Source organism: Methylobacter marinus A45 (assembly GCF_000383855.1).
Lineage (GTDB): Bacteria > Pseudomonadota > Gammaproteobacteria > Methylococcales > Methylomonadaceae > Methylobacter > Methylobacter marinus.
Window position 1 is genome coordinate 865,724 of record NZ_KB912877.1, and the last position, 17,592, is coordinate 883,315.

A 17,592-nucleotide genomic window follows, 5' to 3' on the forward strand; every position below is an offset into this window, starting at 1 on the left:
ATGATTGATAACCGAATCCTGACTGTTTAACTAACCTGTCTGTCCTGGTCCTGCCAGAACGGCGCCCTCAATACCCGCTTAAGGACTTTGCCGCTCGGGTTTCTCGGCAAGGCATCGACAAACGTTACCGATTTGGGCACTTTGAAATCCGCGATACGGCTTCTGGCGAAATCGATCAACTCCCGTTGCTTGATTTCGCCGCCCTGGCGCGGCACGACAAAGGCTTTTACGACTTCACCCCATTTTTCATCGGGGATCCCTATGACAGCGACTTCGGCAACCGCGTCATGTTCGCTCAGTACGGCCTCAATCTCGGCGGGAAACAGGTTTTCTCCCGCGTAGATGATCATGTCCTTGATTCTGTCGCAGACATAGACGTAGCCCTCCTCATCCTTGTAACCCACGTCGCCGGTATGTACCCAGCCACCGACCAGCGTCTGTTCGGTGGCGGATTCATTCTTCCAATAGCCCAGCATGTTGCTGGGCGATTTAATGCAGATTTCGCCGCTGCGGCCCGCCGGCAATGTCCGGCCCTTCGCGTCAATGACCTTGACCTCGACGCCGGGCAAGGGCCTGCCTGCGGCTTTCATTCTCGGACTGCCTTCCGGACTGTGATCGGCGGGCCGCAAGCACACGGCCATATTGCCGGTTTCGGTCAGGCCGTAGATCTGGAAGAAGTCGCAGCCGAAGATTTCCATGGCCTTGCGCAGCAGCGGCGGCGCGATCGGCGAGCCGCCGTAGAGCAGTCCCTTGAACGACGACAGATCGGTCTGCGCGCAGGCGGGTTCTTCCAGCATCAGCTGGATCATCGACGGCACCAGCACGGCTTTGGTGACCTGGTGCCGCTCGATCAACTGCAGGGCCTGCCAGGCGACGAAGGTGTCGACGATGACGCCGGCGGCGCCGACCGCATAACCCTGAATGGCCCACCAGAGCCCGCCGATGTGAAACTGCGGCAGCGCCAGCAGCAAGGTATCGTCCGGATTCAGCGACATCCAGGCATCGCCGGCCGCGCGCATGCCCTGCATCAGTCTGAAAAAGCTGTAGTTGGCGAGCTGTACGCCCTTCGGCCGCCCCGTGGTGCCGCTGGAGTACATCTGCACGGCGACGTCTTCGGGATTGTATTCGCAGGCGATCGGGGTGGCCGGATTCTCGGTTTTCCAGTCCTCGTAGAGCGGCCAGTCCGCATGCGCGCCATCCAGGGCGATAATCGTACGGACAGTGATCAGTTGCGAAAACAGGGACTGCGCCAGCGGCAAAAACTCCGGCGCCACAAACAGCACTTCGGTTTCGCTGTCGTTCAGGATATAAAGTATCTCGGGCGGGGCCAGCCGCCAGTTCAGGTCGACCAGCACGGCCTTGATCTTGGCGCAACCGAACAGAATCTCATAATGGGCAATCGTGTCCTTGCCGAGTATCGCCACCCTGGAGCCGGACTTGACGCCGGCCGCGGTCAAGCCGTGGGCGACCTGATTGCTGCTTAGATCGAGTTGCGCAAATGTCTGCTGCTGGTTGTCCACTATAAAGGCAACGGCATCCGGCCGCAGCTGGGCCTGGCGGATGCACATCTCGGCAAGGGTCTGGAATTCACTGGATGTCATGGTGGAAAGACTCATTCTTATTGGCCCGTACGGGCGGAAAACAACTATTTCCAAGCCTGTCAGCAATAGCTGTGCCAAGCGATAAACCGGCCTCGGCTGTTCAGGCGTAAGAACCCGTTGAGATCAGGTTTGGCCGGGCTTGAGACGATTTTTAAAGGTTCAGCTAGAGCAGGAGTTGTGAAACATTATTCAGCAGATTTTGGCGTATTCGCGGATTTCCATTGGTATTTATCGATTTCGATAAAATAATTATGTTATATACCGCATCGGGGCTATGGGATATGGCTGATTTATTTTTTATATCTTTATAAACAATAACTTGTATTTATGCTAGAGCTTGACACTGTGTCATATGACTCGCTTAGTAAATAAGTTGGACTGTATTTAAGTCTTACCTGATCCAGGTGCCCGAAGCCCGTCTCCAACGAAGCTTAGTAATGGGCATGGAATAAATCAGGGAATTGTAGATGCGAATGAATTCGCACCTACACCGGAAATGCATCCGCGCACTTGAGGACGTTATTCTATGCGCGTTCCTTAGTATATTAAGACATGGATACTCGTCGTCTATCCCTCCCGACGGCCAGCGGATTCGCATGCTTGGCCGGTTGAATGCCGAATCGTTTCCCTATGCGCTTGTTTATTTTCACAGCCGGAATTTACAGCCGGATCCGATGCGTTAGATGGCATGACATTTGCTGTCATAATTCGATTGATAGCCTGCCGGCCGACTGTCCCAGGATGCTATCGATCGTAAATAAAGAGTCATCTTCGCCACATGCGCTGTAAGGCGGACTGGAAAAAACCGTGGCCTTTGGCTTCAAGACAGCCTGAACGTCTTTCCCGTGAGAGTTATTCGAGGGCTTCGAATAGTGTGTTTAACAACTTATATTTCTCAAAACGCAGGAAACAATCATGCAAAAAATTGAATTGAAAAAATACGGATCCGGCAGACCATTTGCCGCAGGCGGCTTGGTCCTTTTTATCGCGCCGGATAACGGCCGGCGGCTCGGATGTTTTAGCCGCCCTAGCCTCCGTTTGCCGGCATTGACCATTCTGCAAAACCCCATTTCAATCTTGAACTGGCTTATCGTTACGACCGCACATTCCCTGTCACCGTTGGCAAAAACAGCCGGCGGGTATTTGACCTTGCTGGCTGCTCTGGCGGCATTCATGCCGGCAACGGCGACAGCCGCCAAAGTCTCCGGCGGATCATTGATCCTGAATCTGGACCGGGACGCGCTAGCGGCTTCAATCGCCTTGGATGCGACTGCCGCGCCTTCCATTTACCTGGAAGAATTTTTTGATGCGGAGGCCGCCGCTACTCGCACCAATAAACAGCTTCTGGAAGACCATCTGGTAGCGGGTGTCGATGAAATTCAGGCCACAGGCCTTGAATTTGCTGTCAACGGCCCTACGGTCAGCAACCCGCAGGGCCGGAACAGCCAGCCGACCACGCTAAGTTTCAATCCTGACGATTTGGCAGGCAGCGTCACTGGTGCGGTCGGTTTCGGCGGCGCCGCCCGTTTTCGAATCGATACCGGAACACAGGGCAACAGGGTCCTGTCGGGCGACTATACGTTGGAGTACGACGCTGCCAACATCGATCCAAGCACGGGCCGCTCCGGTTGGACGCTCTATAACCATTTGTATTACCGGGCCGATGCATTTTATCTGTTCAATGTCGTCACCGATCTGACCACCGCTTCGCTGCTTCTTTCCGGCGATCTGGGATTGGGCAGCAGTTTCAATCATTTGGGGGGCTCGACCAATGCGATAGTCGGCAATTTCAGCTTTCAAACCAGTCTGGTGCCTGTTCCGGCCGCCGCGTGGTTGTTCATGTCGGGATTGGCCGGACTCGGATTATTGGGTAGAGCCAGGGGCAAAAATGGATGAAACAAGTCGTTTTTCGTAATCCGGCAGGATTAGGCAATTCGGACTGTTGTCCGGCTTGATTTTGTCGCTGACACACGGCGCGGCCGGACAAAGTATCCTCGTCGGCCCGCAAAACCATCACTGCGGTCAATTCCGTTCAATCCCGCCAACATTGTGACCGGCCGGCCTCGATCCAATACCGTATCGAAGCCGGACATCGCGGGCGACTGGGTCTGCAGTAACGACGCCAGGACGCATAGGCCTTCCCGTGCCTTAACCAACGCTGGAAGGCCTATGCGTGCCCGATCCGGTATTGGAAGTCAAGGGCAAGCACATGAACAAATGACCAATTACCGTTTTTTTAAATTAAACTATACCGTTTGATAAGGCATTAACAACAAACATGCGTCTCTCCTTTTCTCCAAAAACCATCCTGATCCTTCTAATACTCTCATCGGCGATAGCCGCAGGCATCGTGTACTGGCTTAAAGAGATTCATCCCTTCGAGACGACCGACAATACCTATCTCAAATCGCACCTGAGCCTGATCAGCCCCAAGGAAACGGGCTACGTCAAGGAAGTGCTGTTCGAGGACAATCAGAAGGTGATGCCGGGCGATCTGCTCGTCGTCATCGACGACCATGATTTCAGGGCCAGGGTCGCCCAGGCGGAAGCGCAGGTCCTGATAGAAACGGCGCACATCCATACGCTGGAAACCGACAAAGTCACGCAGCGCGCCAAAATTCATCAGGAAGAAGCCAATATCGCCGCCGCGCAAGCCGACCTGGAACGGGCCGCGAAAGATACCAAACGTTTCGCCAATCTGGCGGCGGAAGGAGCCATTTCGGCCCAGACCCGCGATGCCGCCGAATCCGCCCTCAAGCAGGCGGCCGCCAGCGTCGAGAAAACCCGCTCGGCGCGGCAGGCCGCGGAAAGCGAACTGGCCTCCCTGGATGCCCGGATCGGCGAGACCCGGGCCCGGCTGAAGGCGGCCCAGTCTGTCCTGGAACTGACCCGCATCGATCTGGAGAACACGCGCATTGTGGCGCCTATCGCCGGCGTCATCGGCAATCGCAGCGTGCAGGTGGGTCAGCTGGTCAAGCCCGGCAGCGTGTTGGCCTACCTGATCCCGACCGATGGCCTGTTCGTGGAGGCGAACTTCAAAGAAACCCAGATCGACCGGATGCGGCCGGGACAGCCGGTGGATATCCTGATCGATGCTTATCCCGGCAACCGGTTCGAAGGCACGGTGGACAGCTTCTCGCCCGCTTCCGGTTCCGAATTCAGCCTGCTGCCGCCGGAAAACGCCACCGGCAACTTCACCAAGATCGTGCGGCGCGTGCCGGTGAAGATCCGGTTCCGGCCCGGTACCGACCTGAGACGCCTGAAGCCGGGTTTGTCCACGGTGGTCAAGGTCAGGGTCGGGTAGTCCGGTATGGCAGCGGTAGTAAAGCCCGACTCGCCCCGGCCGTCAGCCGCCAGCGAAAAGCCGTCCGAAATCCCGGCCTCGAACGACGCTGCCGAAAAGACGGTCAGCCCCCGGCAATGGATCGGGTTTTTTGCCATGGTCCTGGGGATGTTTCTGGCGGTCCTCGACATCCAGATCGTCGCCAGTTCCCTGGAGCAGATCCAGGCCGCGCTGTCGGCGACCCAGGACGAAATCACCTGGGTGCAGACCGCTTATCTGATCGCGGAAGTGGCGATCATTCCCCTGTCCGGCTGGCTTGGACGGGCGCTGTCCATGCGCTACCTGTTCGCCCTGTCCTGCGGCGGCTTCACCGTGATGAGCCTGCTGTGCGCGCTCGCCTGGAACCTGCCGTCCATGGTGACCTTTCGCGCCTTCCAGGGATTTTTCGGCGGCGCGATGATCCCGTCGGTATTCGCCGTGACCTACACGTTGTTCCCGCGCCATCTTCAGCCGACCATGACGGTCGTCGTCGCCATGGTGGTGACGGTCGCGCCCACGGCGGGCCCGGTGCTGGGCGGCTATCTCACCGAGACGGCCTCCTGGAACACCATGTTCCTGATCAACCTGGTGCCGGGCACGCTGGTCACCATCGCCACCGCGCTGTTTCTGCGGCTGGACGAGCCGGACTGGGCCTTGCTTAAGCGGATCGATTTCCGCGGCATCGTGTATATCGTGGTGTTTCTCGGGAGCACGGAATTCGTGCTGGAAGAAGGCGTGCGCGAGGAATGGTTCGACAGCCGCGAGATCGTGTTCTTCACTCTGATCGCAGTGACTTCCGGCATCGCCATGTTCTATCGCGAGCTGACCATCGAGCACCCGATCGTGGACCTGTGGGCGTTCCGCAACCGCAATTTCGCCATTGGCTGCCTGTTCAGCTTCATTCTCGGCATCGGGCTTTACTCGATCATCTTCCTGATGCCGACCTATCTGGCCACCGTCAAAGGCCTGAACAGCCTGCAGATCGGCCAGTACATCATGGTCACCGGCCTGTTTCAGTTCGCCTCCGCCTTCATTGCCGGACGGGTCGCCAGAAAGCTGGGTCCGCGCCTGACGCTGGGCCTGGGGCTGTTCGGCTTCGGCCTCGGGACCTTGATGAACGGCAATCTGACCCATGAGGCCGGTTACTGGGAATTCTTCTGGCCGCAGGCGCTCCGGGGCTTCTGCTTGATGTTCTGCTTCCTGCCCATCAATTACCTGACCTTTGGCACGCTGCCGCCGGAGGAAGTGAAAAACGCCAGCGGACTGTACAATCTCATGCGTAATCTGGGCGGCGCCATTGGCCTGGCCGTCTCCAATACCCTGATGATCCGGCTGAACAAGGAGCATTACGCGATATTGCGCGAGGCGGTGAGGCCCGGTTCGGCGACCACGCAAGCCTGGCTGGGCGGACTACAGAACCGCTTCAGCACTGCCTCGTTGCAGGACGGCGATCTGGCCGCGCTGAAGCAGATCTATGGCATGGCCAGGCGCGAAGCGGAAGTGCTCACTATCAACTCCATGTTCCAACTTCTCGCTCTGGTTTTTTTCCTAGCATTGCTGCTGCTGCCGCTGGTGAGAATAGCGCCGCCCGCTTCCGGCAAAACAGGCGGCTGATATCGATAGTGAATCAGACGGTCCGTGACTGGGCGGTACCGGCCAATTGCGGACTGTTATGTTGCGAATGTGAATGACAGCACTTGAAACAGGGCGGACACGCAGGGCTGAACCTGTGTGTTCGCCCTTGCCCAACGGTTCACCCTCGGCCAATGGCTCTCCGATAATCCATCGTGCACCGGAAACAGGGCGGACACGCAGGTCCGCCCCTACAATGCATCCGTATGATTCAGGCGTCCCCTTTGATTTGCATGAGCCGCATCACAAGCTGCTGAAATTATTAGAAAACAATTGCAGAGCCATAGGATGCGCCGACGAAAGGAGGCGCATCAATCGCGAGAGATGCGCTTCGTTCCTCAGCACATCCTATGCCTGGCGCATTTAATGGCCTTAAACGAAACCGCCACCTTCAAATCGGCCATCGACGTAGGCGGATCCGCTTTGAATGAAGAATTATACGGCTCTTCGTCCTCAAAGCTCGTATCCCCGATCTACCCAGTAACGCCAATCATCGACAGCTTCTATTGTGTCCTCATCCGCACTAATCGGTTCAAGTTGCGCCAATGGAAGACCCATCGAGCGCCCCTTCCACTTCACCATAACGAACATCTCATGCATACAATCGTCCTCTGACGCCATACTCTCAGCTATGACCTCCTCACCTTTGCGCAGCGGCGAAATTGAACGTTCTCGTATGCAGCGGGCCTTGAAAGGGAAGGCGATTCTGTCTTGAAGATAGCAGTACCATCCCATCGCTTGCTCTTCTGGACAGTAAGCGTCAACGACAGCCTCCATCATGATGCGATACTCGCGTTCTTCGTCTTTCTGCCGGTTCGCCATTGGACGATACCTCCATTAGAATTGTGAGTGTGATATGAGTCGAGCGCTCAGAACCATATAACGTAAAGCTCAGCGGAGTAGCGTTAGAGGAGTCCTCTGGAGCGTTGGGTTAGGCTTGAAATTTAAGTAACTCTTCAACTGTCAAGCCGATATCTTTAGCGATTTGCCGAAGTAAAATTGGGGAAATATCACGTCCGGCATGAAATGGCACTGTTGTGCATCTGCCGTCAGGATGGCGGAATTGTTTATGTGAACCGCGTTGCCGGATTTCTGTAAATCCTAATATTTCAAGCAAAGCGACAACTTCGCGAGGTTTAAGAACAGGTACGTTTCCCATGCTTAAGCGATGACCACATTTTGAGTTCCAACAAACTCGGCTTCCAGTATTGGCTCACCATCCTCAAGCAACATTTCAATGACTTCCCGAAGATTTTGATTAAGCTCATCCAATGATTCCGCTTGGCTATGTGCGCCTGCAAATCCAGGAATGAAACCCACATATAAACCAGTGTCGTGACATTTTTCAATAATCGCCGTGTAAATTTTCATATTGACATAACCTAATTCAAGTAGTGATTGGAAACCAAATTGTATTTCTCCCTGCTGCGTTTTTATGAACAGAATTGTGTCATGTAATCGGCAGGGTTTATATCAGTATCGCTGGTTTTCAAATCGTCTGGTATAAAATATTCTAAATCTTGCGGACCAATAGTTCCAAATACGAAGCGCTCAATTCCGGCATCTTTAAGCTTACTCGCAAACTGATCATCTTCATTACGAAAGAATGCCGAATAATAATATCTCGTTGCCCCAACTATAAGGTCTGGCGAATTGGAGGGCTGGATAATGTTTTGAGTTCCCCGAACGTAATTCTTTAACTTTTAAAGGAAACTCAAATTTCCTTTGACGAATCTCTTCCAATAATTTCCATCGATATGCCGCGTGAATAACTCCCGATATCTGGCTTGCCGCTCGCTCGCCTCTTTGCCTAACGCCATATACAGAGCCATAGGATGTGCCGACGAAAGGAGGCGCATCAATCGCGAGAGATGCGCTTCGTTCCTCAGCACATCCTATGCCTGGCGCATTTTATGGCCTTATTGGGTTGATCATTTGTGATCATTTGAAGGCGTGCGTTCACGGCCAGGCATAACGCCTCGCATCACCGGCAGCAGAAAGCAGCGCGACGAAGGCGGAGCATCCCCTCGAACAAAAAGATGCGTTATTTGGCAGGGCATGATTGAGTCTCGCGCAGAAGGATCGCCTTTTTGTCATTAAAGCCTACAGGCACCGATGTATGTTCATGAACGATCCTCACAGCGTTTCCCTCGGACTTGAGCGTCCAAGTAAGTCGGTTTTGCAAGGCGTGCAGCTTCTCACCCTCAGCGGAATAACCCGCATAGGTGACTATGGACGTGACTATTGTCAGTTCCTGCTCATCTATGGCTCGCACTTCCTCGAAGCTCACCTTAACGCGTTCGTTCCCTAGCGATATAAACCATTCATCAACCATTTTCCGCCAGGATTCCAAACTATCGTAGGACCAGGCGCTCCATGCGTCGAACACCCATACATCTTTGCTATATAAATTTATGAATGCGTCGATATTTTTCTCAAAAACCGCCGTTTTGTAGGCATCAATGACCTGCAACGTCGACTGCTTAATATTGTTCACTTAATATCTCCTATTCAGATCGAGGGACGTACTCATGCTATGACGTGCTACGGGGATTTCATCTGGCGCTACCGACCGGCCAGTTCATTCCAAACCGCTCTTACTTCAATCGTTGCAACCTTTGCCATTGGATGCGATGACGCTACTTCGATCGCTTCCTCATCGCCCGAACATTCAATCAACTCATAGGCGCACATTTTTTCCATTGAGTCGGTGAATGGCCCTTTCTTTAGTACTACCTTGCCTTCTCGCACTCGGACGGTTGTGGCGTCACCGGCGGGCCGCAGTGGATTGCCATACATTCGAACTCCCCGGCGCTCCATCTCTTTTATCCAGGAACCGATGTCCCTTATCAAGGTTTCAGTCGGAGTAAAAGAGTCATCATGGCTGATAATGAGCAGGTACCGCATGTCATTCCTCCTTAAGGGCATAATGCTGAGTTAAGGGGCGCATGGAGCAGCGAAGCGTCCCTTTGCACGCCGGGTCAGGCTGGCACATTGGAAATGAACCATTCGACCGTAGCTGACAGAACCACATTGCCTGTGGCGTCAACCACCTCGACGGGAATTGGCGCAGAAAGCCTCCCGCGCTCATTAAGCCCGGCAGTCCACTTTGAAAGCGTGTCCGGCGCAACGCCGCATCTTGCCGATACTTGTCCAACGCCTGGTTTACGAAACTTTGCTTCAAGTCGCCTGACAACAGGGACGACGCTAGCATACCCCGATAACTCCCGAACTAGAAAAGCCCCTGAGCCGGCCTCGGCGACAGCTAGCATGGCACTGGCATGAACCGTGCCGAGATGGTTAGTGTACTGCTGCCCGTCAGGCAAGCAGGTTTGAAAACCGCTTTCGTCTGACGCCAATTGCAGCCCAATGAGTTTATTAAAAGGTAAATCTGAGACGTCCATTTTTAACCTGAAGGTGAGCAGCGAGCGTCAGCCCGTTGGCTCGACCTACTGGTTAGCGCCTCTCACTCGAGTTCTAGTTGGTAGTCAGATTGCGCAGCAATCTTGACTGAGCGAAGAAGGCCCTCAAGGTCTTGAAGCTTCTCGTCATACTTAAGCTGCTGATCCTCATCGGTTGACATAGACGACAGCTTCTCGAGTCGCTCCTCGTATTGCTTCAACGCCTCCCATAGAATACGGTACTCACTGATAATTGGTGTTATGCCTTTAGCCGACATTAGCAATCCCTCCAGCAACAACTAACTCAACCCGCGACCTATCTAGTCCAAGCTCTTCGAGAGCTCCAAGATACTTTTTTAATGGCATAGTTTTCGATGGTGCGATCATGTAGTGTCCCTCATGGCCCGGCCTCTTATCCTTGACTAAACGAAGCTCCGGCGGCAAAGACGCGCCCTTTTTGATGCGCCAGACTTTCTTGCCCGGCTTCCTCATGATTTTTGTAAGATGGTCAAAAGCAGAAAAGCCGTTGCCATTGGCGACAACCATTTCAATGCCATCCTGTTTGACAAGAACGACGTCGACGCGCGCCCTCTCTTCCGTGAACGCAGGCCACGTGGCGTTGCCCATCCTATAAAGGTCCTTTGTAAATTCGGCCACATCCATGATGTACAAATTTTCCGTTGCTATCATTTTTTATTCTCCTTTTCCATTTTCTACAACAACCGCTCAACATGAGTAATATTCTACTAACGTAGCCATCACCGGCGGGAATGAAGCGCAGCGAAATTCCCATCCGTGTGCATGGCATTGTTATCCTTCATATATGATTGTATTCTGCTCTTCAGAGAGCGCATAGGCATCTGCTGTTGTAAGGTGTCCATCTTGGTCACTCACTCGAGCAAGGATGTTGCCTCTCCGAAGGACTACCTGTAGCCCATGCTCTTGTTCCCAATCGCAGTTCCCGGTAATCTGCACATACACGTCCTTTTCCGCATATGTCCTACGAGAAACATGAATTGCAGTCATTTGGACATGCTCCCAGACCTTTGACGCCGAAGGGATTGTGAAATCGAACTCATCCTCCCCGACCGCCTCCACGAACTGACGATAGTTCTGAAAGACATACGGCGTAGCTTCATGTCGATCATCTGCAGTTAGTGATAAGAAGTTTCTGATCGCCTGTTCAAAATCCTCGGGGGTCTCGTCGTCTTCGATGCATTCGATGATGAACTGCAGGCTCTGACCATCAAGATATGGGATCGACACATCCCTGCTCACAAGCCACTCTTCAATGTTAGGATCTCGCTGTAACTGTCCCAAAGGTTCAATGGTCATTTTCTTCTCCGGATAACAAGTGATTCTCAAGATCTGCATATATTACACACCGGACCACAGCATCAAAACATTTTTCCTGAAAACGCTGCAGTTCTAAACGGGATAACATACGTCATTTTCACGATAAACAGATCCAGATAGAGCCATAGGATGTGCCGACGAAAGGAGGCGCATCAATCGCGAGAGATGCGCTTCGTTCCTCAGCACATCCTATGCCTAGCGCATCTTATGGCCTTAAGGGGCGGGCGCGATAGCGACCGTCCCTCTTGAGCGATTCGTTAGGCGAAATATTATAAATATCAACTTATTAGTCCTACTCGAAGGTCTTCAGCCTGATATATAGTCTTACCTTTGTGTACAACAATACCATCTGCAATACCTATCGGCATTGGTTTCTTAAAAATACGTTTTATATGTAATCGATATTGAATGGACCCGGCATCAGGGTATATTTGGCCCGTAAATTTGACCTTGCCGACACCCAAAGCCCTCCCTTTACCCTGTAAGCCGGACCACCCGAGATATACCCCAAGCAATTGCCACAATACATCAAGACCTAAGCAGCCGGGCATGACGGGGTCCCCCTGAAAGTGGCAACTAAAAAACCAATGCTCCGGCAGAATTTTCAGGTTGGCATCAAGTTGGCCCTTATCATAAATTCCTCCATCGTTAGTAATGTTTGTAATCTCATCGATCATCAACATAAAGGAATTCGGTAGCTGGGCATTGCCCTCACCAAAAAATTTTCCTTTAGTCATTTCCAAAATCTCTGTATTTGAAAACCGCATCCTGGCCTCCGAGTGCGCAAAAAACGTAATTTTTTCAAATTCCAGAGATCAGCTATTGTAAAAATCGGACTTGAATCGCTCCCAAAAGGTGCTCGGGCTTGAAAGCAAGAACTTGTTCCAGTTCTTTATCAGGTGGGATTGATCAAAATATCCAAGGTCATGATGCGTATTTGATGAAGAAGCTTGTACCGAATACATCTGCCTGCATGCATGTTGAATGCGAATAGTCTGTGCGAATTCTTTTGTGCTCAACCCCGTGTTTCGGTGGAATAACCGATTTAGATGGCGATCACTCCATCCTACTAATTTGCTTAACCCACTAATTCTTATATTGCCAAACGATTGATATATCAGGCTCAATGCGTGATCGAATTGATTTATTGGAAGTTTATTGAGGTTACTTAACAGCCATTGCTCACAGACGTTCGCTCGATCGAGGAAGTTGTTGTTTTGATAAATGCGCTTATAAAGATCATCAAAGCCACTCCATGAAAGACAACTATCATCCACAAACTGATCTTTTATTTCCGAAACATTTAAGTTAACAAAATGACGCAACCCCCCAGGATAAAACCAAATGCCAAAATACTCTCCGGCATCGAGAATTTGTAGATCGCAGGCTTGTAACCGGGACCCACTGAGTAGCGATCCATTAGGAGAAATAAATATCGCTTGAGTGCCATCTGGAATAATGGGATAACGAGTGGGCATTGTTGCTTCAATTTGCAGATACGAATGAACTATCCCTCGTAAATAAATACATGCATTCGTAGACTTAAGATAAAGGCCAAAAGTGTTTAAGCCTGATTTTGTCAAAGTTGGCTGAAATGGTTGATATGGATTTTCCATTTTGTTCTCTGTAAAGCCTAACGAATAAGGTTAGATTGTGTGAGCAAAGCGAACCACAATCTAACCTTATTCGTTATGAGTTTCTTTGCTTTTCAATGTTTTTCTCATAGTTTTTAATATGTTCATCAATATTTTCAACAAGCATCTTTTTGTATTGTTCCGTGAAGTACTTTACAGCTCGCTCTTTATCATTTTTCAATTCTTCAGAGTCTTTTGCTGAGGATGCAACAATAAAAGCATTAAATCGAGCTGCCGCATAAAGCAGAGATGAGCTGACTTTACCATTTGAAGCGCTGTCACATTGTTTATTGGCAAGATCGATTATTTCATCTGCTCTATCCCAAAAATCCTTATCTGGCTTATTGTCACTCATTGGTTTTTATACTCATAACAAGTGATTCTCAAGATCTGCATATATTACACACCGGACCACAGCATCAAAACATTTTTCCTGAAAACGCTGCAGTTCTAAGCGGGATAACATACGTCATTTTTACGATAAACAGATCCAGATAGCTTCAATACTTTTTACAACCGACTCGCCCAGGCAATTCAACAACTGGCCGCTATAATGCTAATTAACGCCATTCAAAAATTCGAGTGAAAAAGTGCAATGGGGCGATTTAAACCATTCAATATCATGTGCAGTTAAGACTGATTTTGTAAGTTGTCGGATCAAATTCAGGCTTTTACACTTTATGAAATATCCGGGTCAGCACACTTGTTTTTCAACGCAAGCCCAAAAACTCATTAAGGATATGAAAGTGATCCTCAAAAAACAGCTCTTCCATGTCGTTGAGCCGGTCAATCGCTATCCATGCCACCTCTTCCAGGTCATCGGCGGCTTGAATGGCCGGAAATTTGACGCCTCTCAACTCAAAAAAATGGACATGGGTAATCACGCGGCCGCGACAGGAGCGTTTGGGATGGTCAAACACTTTAACGGCTTTGAAGTCGTTGATCAGCGATACCGGCATCAGGCCTATCTGGGTCTCTTCCTTCAGCTCTCTCAGGGCCGCGGTAAAAACACGTTCACCGGTTTCGACAAAGCCGCCGGGCAGCGCCCACAATCCCTTGCCCGGATAATTCTTTCTTTTGCCCAGCAGCACGGAATTGTTTATTTTCACGACCGCATCGGCCGTACTGAAAATGACCGGATAAGGGCTTCCTTTCCACATGTCCTGTTCCTGCTTCACTTTTCTATATTCTCTTACCAGCTCGCGGTATTCGGCGCGCAATGACCAGGCTTTCAAATACTGTTTGACAGGCGGCAGTATCCAGTCGGCTATTGCCGAAAGCGAGACGTCCACATCCTCCGCTTCAAAATAGACGGATCTCAGCTCCGAGGCGTCTATTTTGGTATTCGATTCAACCGGTATGTAGCTCCATTCCTTAAAGTCATCCAGATAGTAGGTGTCGATGTCCCGTTCTTTTTTATGCCCCACGAGCGCAATATCCTGGCTGGCGTACTCGCCGACAATCCTTTTGACTTCCGCGTTCCAGCGGTCGTCATTGTAGTAATCGCGGATCGGGACGCAGGCAGTGCGCATCCGGTCTTCCTCCGACAGCGTCGAAAGAATCATATCCCGGCGCTCGGTCCATTTGAACGGATTTCTCGGATTCCGCGATTGAAAGGATGAGCCGATAATAATGACCACCCGCTCGGCGATATCCAGCGCCTTGCGCTTTAACAGTTCATGCCCGACATGGGAAATCTGGTGGCGGCCGATGACGACGGCTACGTTGAATTTCTTGTTCATGCGCGTTTTTCTTCTACCTTAATATTTTGCCGTGATCGGCATTTGCCTGCCATTACCGAACGCTCTTGCCCGAATCCTGATAATCGGCGGCGCCTGGCAGCGTTTGTACTCATTGCGGGCAATCATTTTTATGATTCTGTCGACCAGTCCGTGGCTGGTTTCATTGACCCGCCCCACATAAGCTTTCACCCGCTGGTATTCAGCCTGGGATAATTGCTTGCCTTCGATGACATATTTCAGGATTTCATCCAGTACTTCATAGGGAGGCAGGCTGTCCGTATCTTTCTGATCGGGCGCCAGCTCCGCGGAAGGTTCCTTGCTGATGATGTCCGAAGGAATCAGTTCCCGCCCGGCCCGGTCATTGATATATCGGGACAAACGATAAACTTCGGTTTTATAAAGATCCCCGATCAGATTCAAACCGCCGTTGGTATCGCCATACAACGTGCAATAACCGACGGATATCTCGGACTTATTGCCTGTCGATAATAACAATGCTCCGAACTCATTGGAATACTCCATCAAAATCGTGCCGCGAATACGGGCTTGCAGGTTTTCCAAAGTCAGGCCTTTCAAGGTTCTGTCAAAAGCCGAACCGAAATCCCTGGCATATTGCTCCACCAGGGCCTTGATAGGATGGCGGATCAGTTCAATCCCCAGGTTGTTGCACAGCGCTTCGGAGTCCGTTACCGAGCCCTCGCTGGAAAAAACCGAGGGCATGGTGATCGCTGTCACATTCTCCGCGCCTAATGCTTCCGTCGCCAGGGCCAGCGTCAAGGCCGAGTCGATGCCGCCCGATGATCCGACCACCGCTTTCCTGAACCCGCAGCGGCGCGCGTAATCCCTTAGCCCCAATACAATCTGACTGAAAGCCAGTTCATTGTCGGACATGGCGTCAATAGTGCCGGCGCGCGATTGAAAGCCCGTTTCCCTGGCATCAAACGCCAGGTATTCCTGGCTGGCGCCAAAACGCGCCGCTTCGAAAATCAGCGTCCCGTTCCTATCCATGGCGAATGACGCCCCGTCGAACACCAGGCTATCCTGTCCGCCCACCGAGTTCACATACAGCAAGGGCCGCTGGTAACGCGCGGCGACACTGGACATGATGTCGTGGCGCTGCTCGCGTTTGCCGATGTTGGACGGGCTGGCGTTGATACTCACCACCAGATCGGGCTTTTGCGCCATCAACTGCCTGAAGGGGTTTTCCCTGTATTCGGTTTCGCTGTCGTTCCAGCCGTCTTCACAGATGATCAGTCCTATTTTGGCGGCGCCAATCGTGATGACACAGGGCGATACGGGGCCGGGCTCGAAATGCCGTCTTTCATCAAAGACGTTATAGGTGGGCAACAATTGCTTGTAATACTCGGTCACAATGGCCCCGTTGCTGATTACCACCAGGGCGTTATGAAAAGGCTTGCCCTGGCCCGGGTTGTGACGGACCGTGCCGATAATGGCTGTCAACGACGGGATCTGTTTTGAAAACGCCAGCAGATCCATCAAGGTATGATCGGCCTGTTTCAGAAAGAAAGGTTCGTCGATCAGGTCATAAGGGTAATAGCCGCAAAGCGACAGTTCCGGAAACACCAGTAAATCCGAACTGTTTTGAGCCGCCTGTTTCATGGCGTCCTTCATGGTTGCCGCATTGCCTTGAAAATCAGCAACGGTTGAATTCATTTGGTTGATTGCAATTTTGATCATGCCATTTATCCCTGTTTATGCGGCGTAGTTAAAAATCTGTTTCAGATAAGCCACATAAACGTCATCCTCGCAGAGCGTTTTCCCGGGCGCATCGGAAAGCTTGGCGACGGGCCGGCCGTTTAGATTCATCAGTTTCATGACGATATTTAACGGTTTGATCCCTGCATCATTGGTGAGATGAGTGCCGATGCCGTGGCCGACTTTAATGCGGTCGGCAAAGTGCTCGTATAACTTCAAAGCCAGCGGAAAATCCAGGCCATCGGAAAAAACCAGGCGCTTGGTGTCGGCATCGATATTCAATTTCGCATAATGCGCCAGCGCTTTTTCGCCCCAGGTAAAAGGACAGGAGGAATCATGGCGCATGCCTTCGTACAAACTGGCAAGCGGCCGGTCAAAATCATTCAGGAAAGCATCCATGCTGATCGTATCGGTCAAGGCGATCGCCAGGCTGCCGTTAAACTCCTTCAGCCAATCCGTCAGGGCCTTTTTCTGGAAATCACGCAGGTTGTACCCACTCGCCTGATAGGATTGCAGGTATTCATGCGCCATCGTGCCCGTCGGTGTGAGATTGTATTTTTTTGCCAGATAAACGTTGGAGGTGCCTTTAAAACAGGCCGGCAGTTCAGCTTTCAAGGTCTGGACCGTCTCATCCTGCCACGCGCCTGACCAGCGCCTTCTCAAGCCGAAATCGAAAAACTCGAAGGGATGTTTTCTGTTGAACTGATACTGCTTGATCAGCCCGATTTTCTGCCGCAGCCGGCTGCGGCTTTCCCGGAGCAGTGCCGCCTGGTCAAAGCGCCGGAAATACAGCTCGGATACCAGATATAAACAAAATATTTCAAAGCCCATGACATGAATTTGCGGACCTTCGGCTTCGATCATCAAGCTGTCTTTTTCAACCGCCACCCTGATGAAATCCCTTTGAAATCTGAAAATGGCGAGGAAGGCGATAAAATCAGCGCTGAACAGTTGCAAGGATTTCAGGTAGTCCAGTTCATCCTGTTGAAAAGACAGCGTGCACAAATGGTCCAGTTCGTTATTGAGATCGCCGGCCAGTTGCGATAACGGATACTCCGGCGTGCTCCGGCACAAGAACCTGTATTCAGCCATGGCGCCGGGATTGTTATGCAGCATCGCCTGCCACATGGTGAACTTGTACATATCGTTTTCCAGTAAACTTTTCACGATCATCGGTCTGTCTCCCTG

18 protein-coding genes are annotated in these 17,592 nt (G+C 51.6%); 3 read left to right on the forward strand and 15 right to left on the reverse strand.

Annotated features, from left to right (window positions below):
• Positions 1-26: 26 nt before the first annotated feature.
• Positions 27-1,616, reverse strand: a complete 1,590-nt coding sequence (locus METMA_RS0103780) for a fatty acid--CoA ligase (protein ID WP_198014456.1) — start codon at positions 1,614-1,616, stop codon at positions 27-29.
• Positions 1,617-2,516: 900 nt separating this feature from the next.
• On the opposite strand from METMA_RS0103780, the gene METMA_RS23870 reads away from it, so the two are divergent.
• The 3 genes from METMA_RS23870 (at position 2,517) to METMA_RS0103800 (ending at position 6,537) form a co-directional block, all read left to right on the forward strand.
• Positions 2,517-3,497, forward strand: a complete 981-nt coding sequence (locus METMA_RS23870; RefSeq protein WP_020157740.1) for a hypothetical protein — start codon at positions 2,517-2,519, stop codon at positions 3,495-3,497.
• A gap of 454 nt (positions 3,498-3,951) precedes the next feature.
• Entirely contained in the window at positions 3,952-4,905 is a 954-nt protein-coding gene (locus METMA_RS0103795; RefSeq protein WP_020157741.1) for an HlyD family secretion protein, read from the forward strand.
• A gap of 6 nt (positions 4,906-4,911) precedes the next feature.
• Positions 4,912-6,537 (forward strand): DHA2 family efflux MFS transporter permease subunit, encoded by a 1,626-nt coding sequence (locus METMA_RS0103800; RefSeq protein ID WP_020157742.1) that lies wholly within the window; start codon positions 4,912-4,914, stop codon positions 6,535-6,537.
• 471 nt (positions 6,538-7,008) lie between these two features.
• On the opposite strand, the gene METMA_RS0103810 is transcribed toward METMA_RS0103800, so the two are convergent.
• From METMA_RS0103810 to pncB, 14 genes are all read right to left on the reverse strand, one after another.
• A complete protein-coding gene (locus METMA_RS0103810) occupies positions 7,009-7,377 on the reverse strand; it encodes a calcium-binding protein (protein WP_020157744.1) in 369 nt (122 codons plus the stop codon).
• Between the two features lie 109 nt (positions 7,378-7,486).
• Positions 7,487-7,714, reverse strand: coding sequence for a type II toxin-antitoxin system HicA family toxin (locus tag METMA_RS26235; RefSeq protein ID WP_084254078.1), 228 nt, complete (start codon positions 7,712-7,714; stop codon positions 7,487-7,489).
• Between the two features lie 2 nt (positions 7,715-7,716).
• Entirely contained in the window at positions 7,717-7,926 is a 210-nt protein-coding gene (locus METMA_RS0103815) for a type II toxin-antitoxin system HicB family antitoxin (RefSeq protein WP_020157745.1), read from the reverse strand.
• A gap of 673 nt (positions 7,927-8,599) precedes the next feature.
• Positions 8,600-9,052 carry a YybH family protein gene (locus tag METMA_RS0103820; protein WP_020157746.1) on the reverse strand — a complete coding sequence of 151 codons (453 nt, stop codon included), beginning with the start codon at positions 9,050-9,052 and terminating at the stop codon, positions 8,600-8,602.
• Positions 9,053-9,120: 68 nt separating this feature from the next.
• On the reverse strand, positions 9,121-9,462 hold the full coding sequence (locus METMA_RS0103825) for a YciI family protein (protein ID WP_020157747.1): 342 nt from the start codon (positions 9,460-9,462) through the stop codon (positions 9,121-9,123).
• Between the two features lie 74 nt (positions 9,463-9,536).
• A complete protein-coding gene (locus METMA_RS0103830; protein ID WP_020157748.1) occupies positions 9,537-9,959 on the reverse strand; it encodes a DUF4442 domain-containing protein in 423 nt (140 codons plus the stop codon).
• A gap of 264 nt (positions 9,960-10,223) precedes the next feature.
• Positions 10,224-10,646: a Tse2 family ADP-ribosyltransferase toxin gene (locus tag METMA_RS0103840; RefSeq protein WP_020157750.1), complete on the reverse strand. Its 423-nt coding sequence runs from the start codon at positions 10,644-10,646 to the stop codon at positions 10,224-10,226.
• A gap of 120 nt (positions 10,647-10,766) precedes the next feature.
• Positions 10,767-11,291, reverse strand: coding sequence for a DUF6985 domain-containing protein (locus METMA_RS0103845; RefSeq protein ID WP_156830450.1), 525 nt, complete (start codon positions 11,289-11,291; stop codon positions 10,767-10,769).
• Between the two features lie 299 nt (positions 11,292-11,590).
• Positions 11,591-12,079 carry a bifunctional 3-hydroxydecanoyl-ACP dehydratase/trans-2-decenoyl-ACP isomerase gene (gene fabA / locus METMA_RS0103850; protein WP_020157752.1) on the reverse strand — a complete coding sequence of 163 codons (489 nt, stop codon included), beginning with the start codon at positions 12,077-12,079 and terminating at the stop codon, positions 11,591-11,593.
• Between the two features lie 48 nt (positions 12,080-12,127).
• On the reverse strand, positions 12,128-12,928 hold the full coding sequence (locus tag METMA_RS23875; RefSeq protein WP_084254079.1) for a helix-turn-helix domain-containing protein: 801 nt from the start codon (positions 12,926-12,928) through the stop codon (positions 12,128-12,130).
• Positions 12,929-13,001: 73 nt separating this feature from the next.
• Positions 13,002-13,301, reverse strand: a complete 300-nt coding sequence (locus METMA_RS0103855; RefSeq protein WP_020157754.1) for a DUF3144 domain-containing protein — start codon at positions 13,299-13,301, stop codon at positions 13,002-13,004.
• A 355-nt stretch (positions 13,302-13,656) separates the two neighbouring features.
• Positions 13,657-14,688, reverse strand: a complete 1,032-nt coding sequence (locus METMA_RS0103860; protein ID WP_020157755.1) for an NUDIX domain-containing protein — start codon at positions 14,686-14,688, stop codon at positions 13,657-13,659.
• 18 nt (positions 14,689-14,706) lie between these two features.
• Positions 14,707-16,386, reverse strand: a complete 1,680-nt coding sequence (locus tag METMA_RS0103865; protein WP_020157756.1) for an NAD+ synthase — start codon at positions 16,384-16,386, stop codon at positions 14,707-14,709.
• Between the two features lie 15 nt (positions 16,387-16,401).
• Entirely contained in the window at positions 16,402-17,577 is a 1,176-nt protein-coding gene (pncB, locus tag METMA_RS0103870; RefSeq protein WP_020157757.1) for a nicotinate phosphoribosyltransferase, read from the reverse strand.
• Positions 17,578-17,592: the final 15 nt, after the last annotated feature.

Bases quoted from the DNA above. Each gene is read 5' to 3' on its own strand.
- METMA_RS0103780 (WP_198014456.1), bottom strand. From the start codon at position 1,616: ATGAGTCTTTCCACCATGACATCCAGTGAATTCCAGACCCTTGCCGAG.
- METMA_RS23870 (WP_020157740.1), top strand. From the start codon at position 2,517: ATGCAAAAAATTGAATTGAAAAAATACGGATCCGGCAGACCATTTGCC.
- METMA_RS0103800 (WP_020157742.1), top strand. From the start codon at position 4,912: ATGGCAGCGGTAGTAAAGCCCGACTCGCCCCGGCCGTCAGCCGCCAGC.
- METMA_RS0103810 (WP_020157744.1), bottom strand. From the start codon at position 7,377: ATGGCGAACCGGCAGAAAGACGAAGAACGCGAGTATCGCATCATGATG.
- METMA_RS26235 (WP_084254078.1), bottom strand. From the start codon at position 7,714: ATGGGAAACGTACCTGTTCTTAAACCTCGCGAAGTTGTCGCTTTGCTT.
- METMA_RS0103815 (WP_020157745.1), bottom strand. From the start codon at position 7,926: ATGAAAATTTACACGGCGATTATTGAAAAATGTCACGACACTGGTTTA.
- METMA_RS0103825 (WP_020157747.1), bottom strand. From the start codon at position 9,462: ATGCGGTACCTGCTCATTATCAGCCATGATGACTCTTTTACTCCGACT.
- METMA_RS0103830 (WP_020157748.1), bottom strand. From the start codon at position 9,959: ATGGACGTCTCAGATTTACCTTTTAATAAACTCATTGGGCTGCAATTG.
- METMA_RS0103840 (WP_020157750.1), bottom strand. From the start codon at position 10,646: ATGATAGCAACGGAAAATTTGTACATCATGGATGTGGCCGAATTTACA.
- METMA_RS0103845 (WP_156830450.1), bottom strand. From the start codon at position 11,291: ATGACCATTGAACCTTTGGGACAGTTACAGCGAGATCCTAACATTGAA.
- fabA (WP_020157752.1), bottom strand. From the start codon at position 12,079: ATGCGGTTTTCAAATACAGAGATTTTGGAAATGACTAAAGGAAAATTT.
- METMA_RS23875 (WP_084254079.1), bottom strand. From the start codon at position 12,928: ATGGAAAATCCATATCAACCATTTCAGCCAACTTTGACAAAATCAGGC.
- METMA_RS0103855 (WP_020157754.1), bottom strand. From the start codon at position 13,301: ATGAGTGACAATAAGCCAGATAAGGATTTTTGGGATAGAGCAGATGAA.
- METMA_RS0103860 (WP_020157755.1), bottom strand. From the start codon at position 14,688: ATGAACAAGAAATTCAACGTAGCCGTCGTCATCGGCCGCCACCAGATT.
- METMA_RS0103865 (WP_020157756.1), bottom strand. From the start codon at position 16,386: ATGATCAAAATTGCAATCAACCAAATGAATTCAACCGTTGCTGATTTT.
- pncB (WP_020157757.1), bottom strand. From the start codon at position 17,577: ATGATCGTGAAAAGTTTACTGGAAAACGATATGTACAAGTTCACCATG.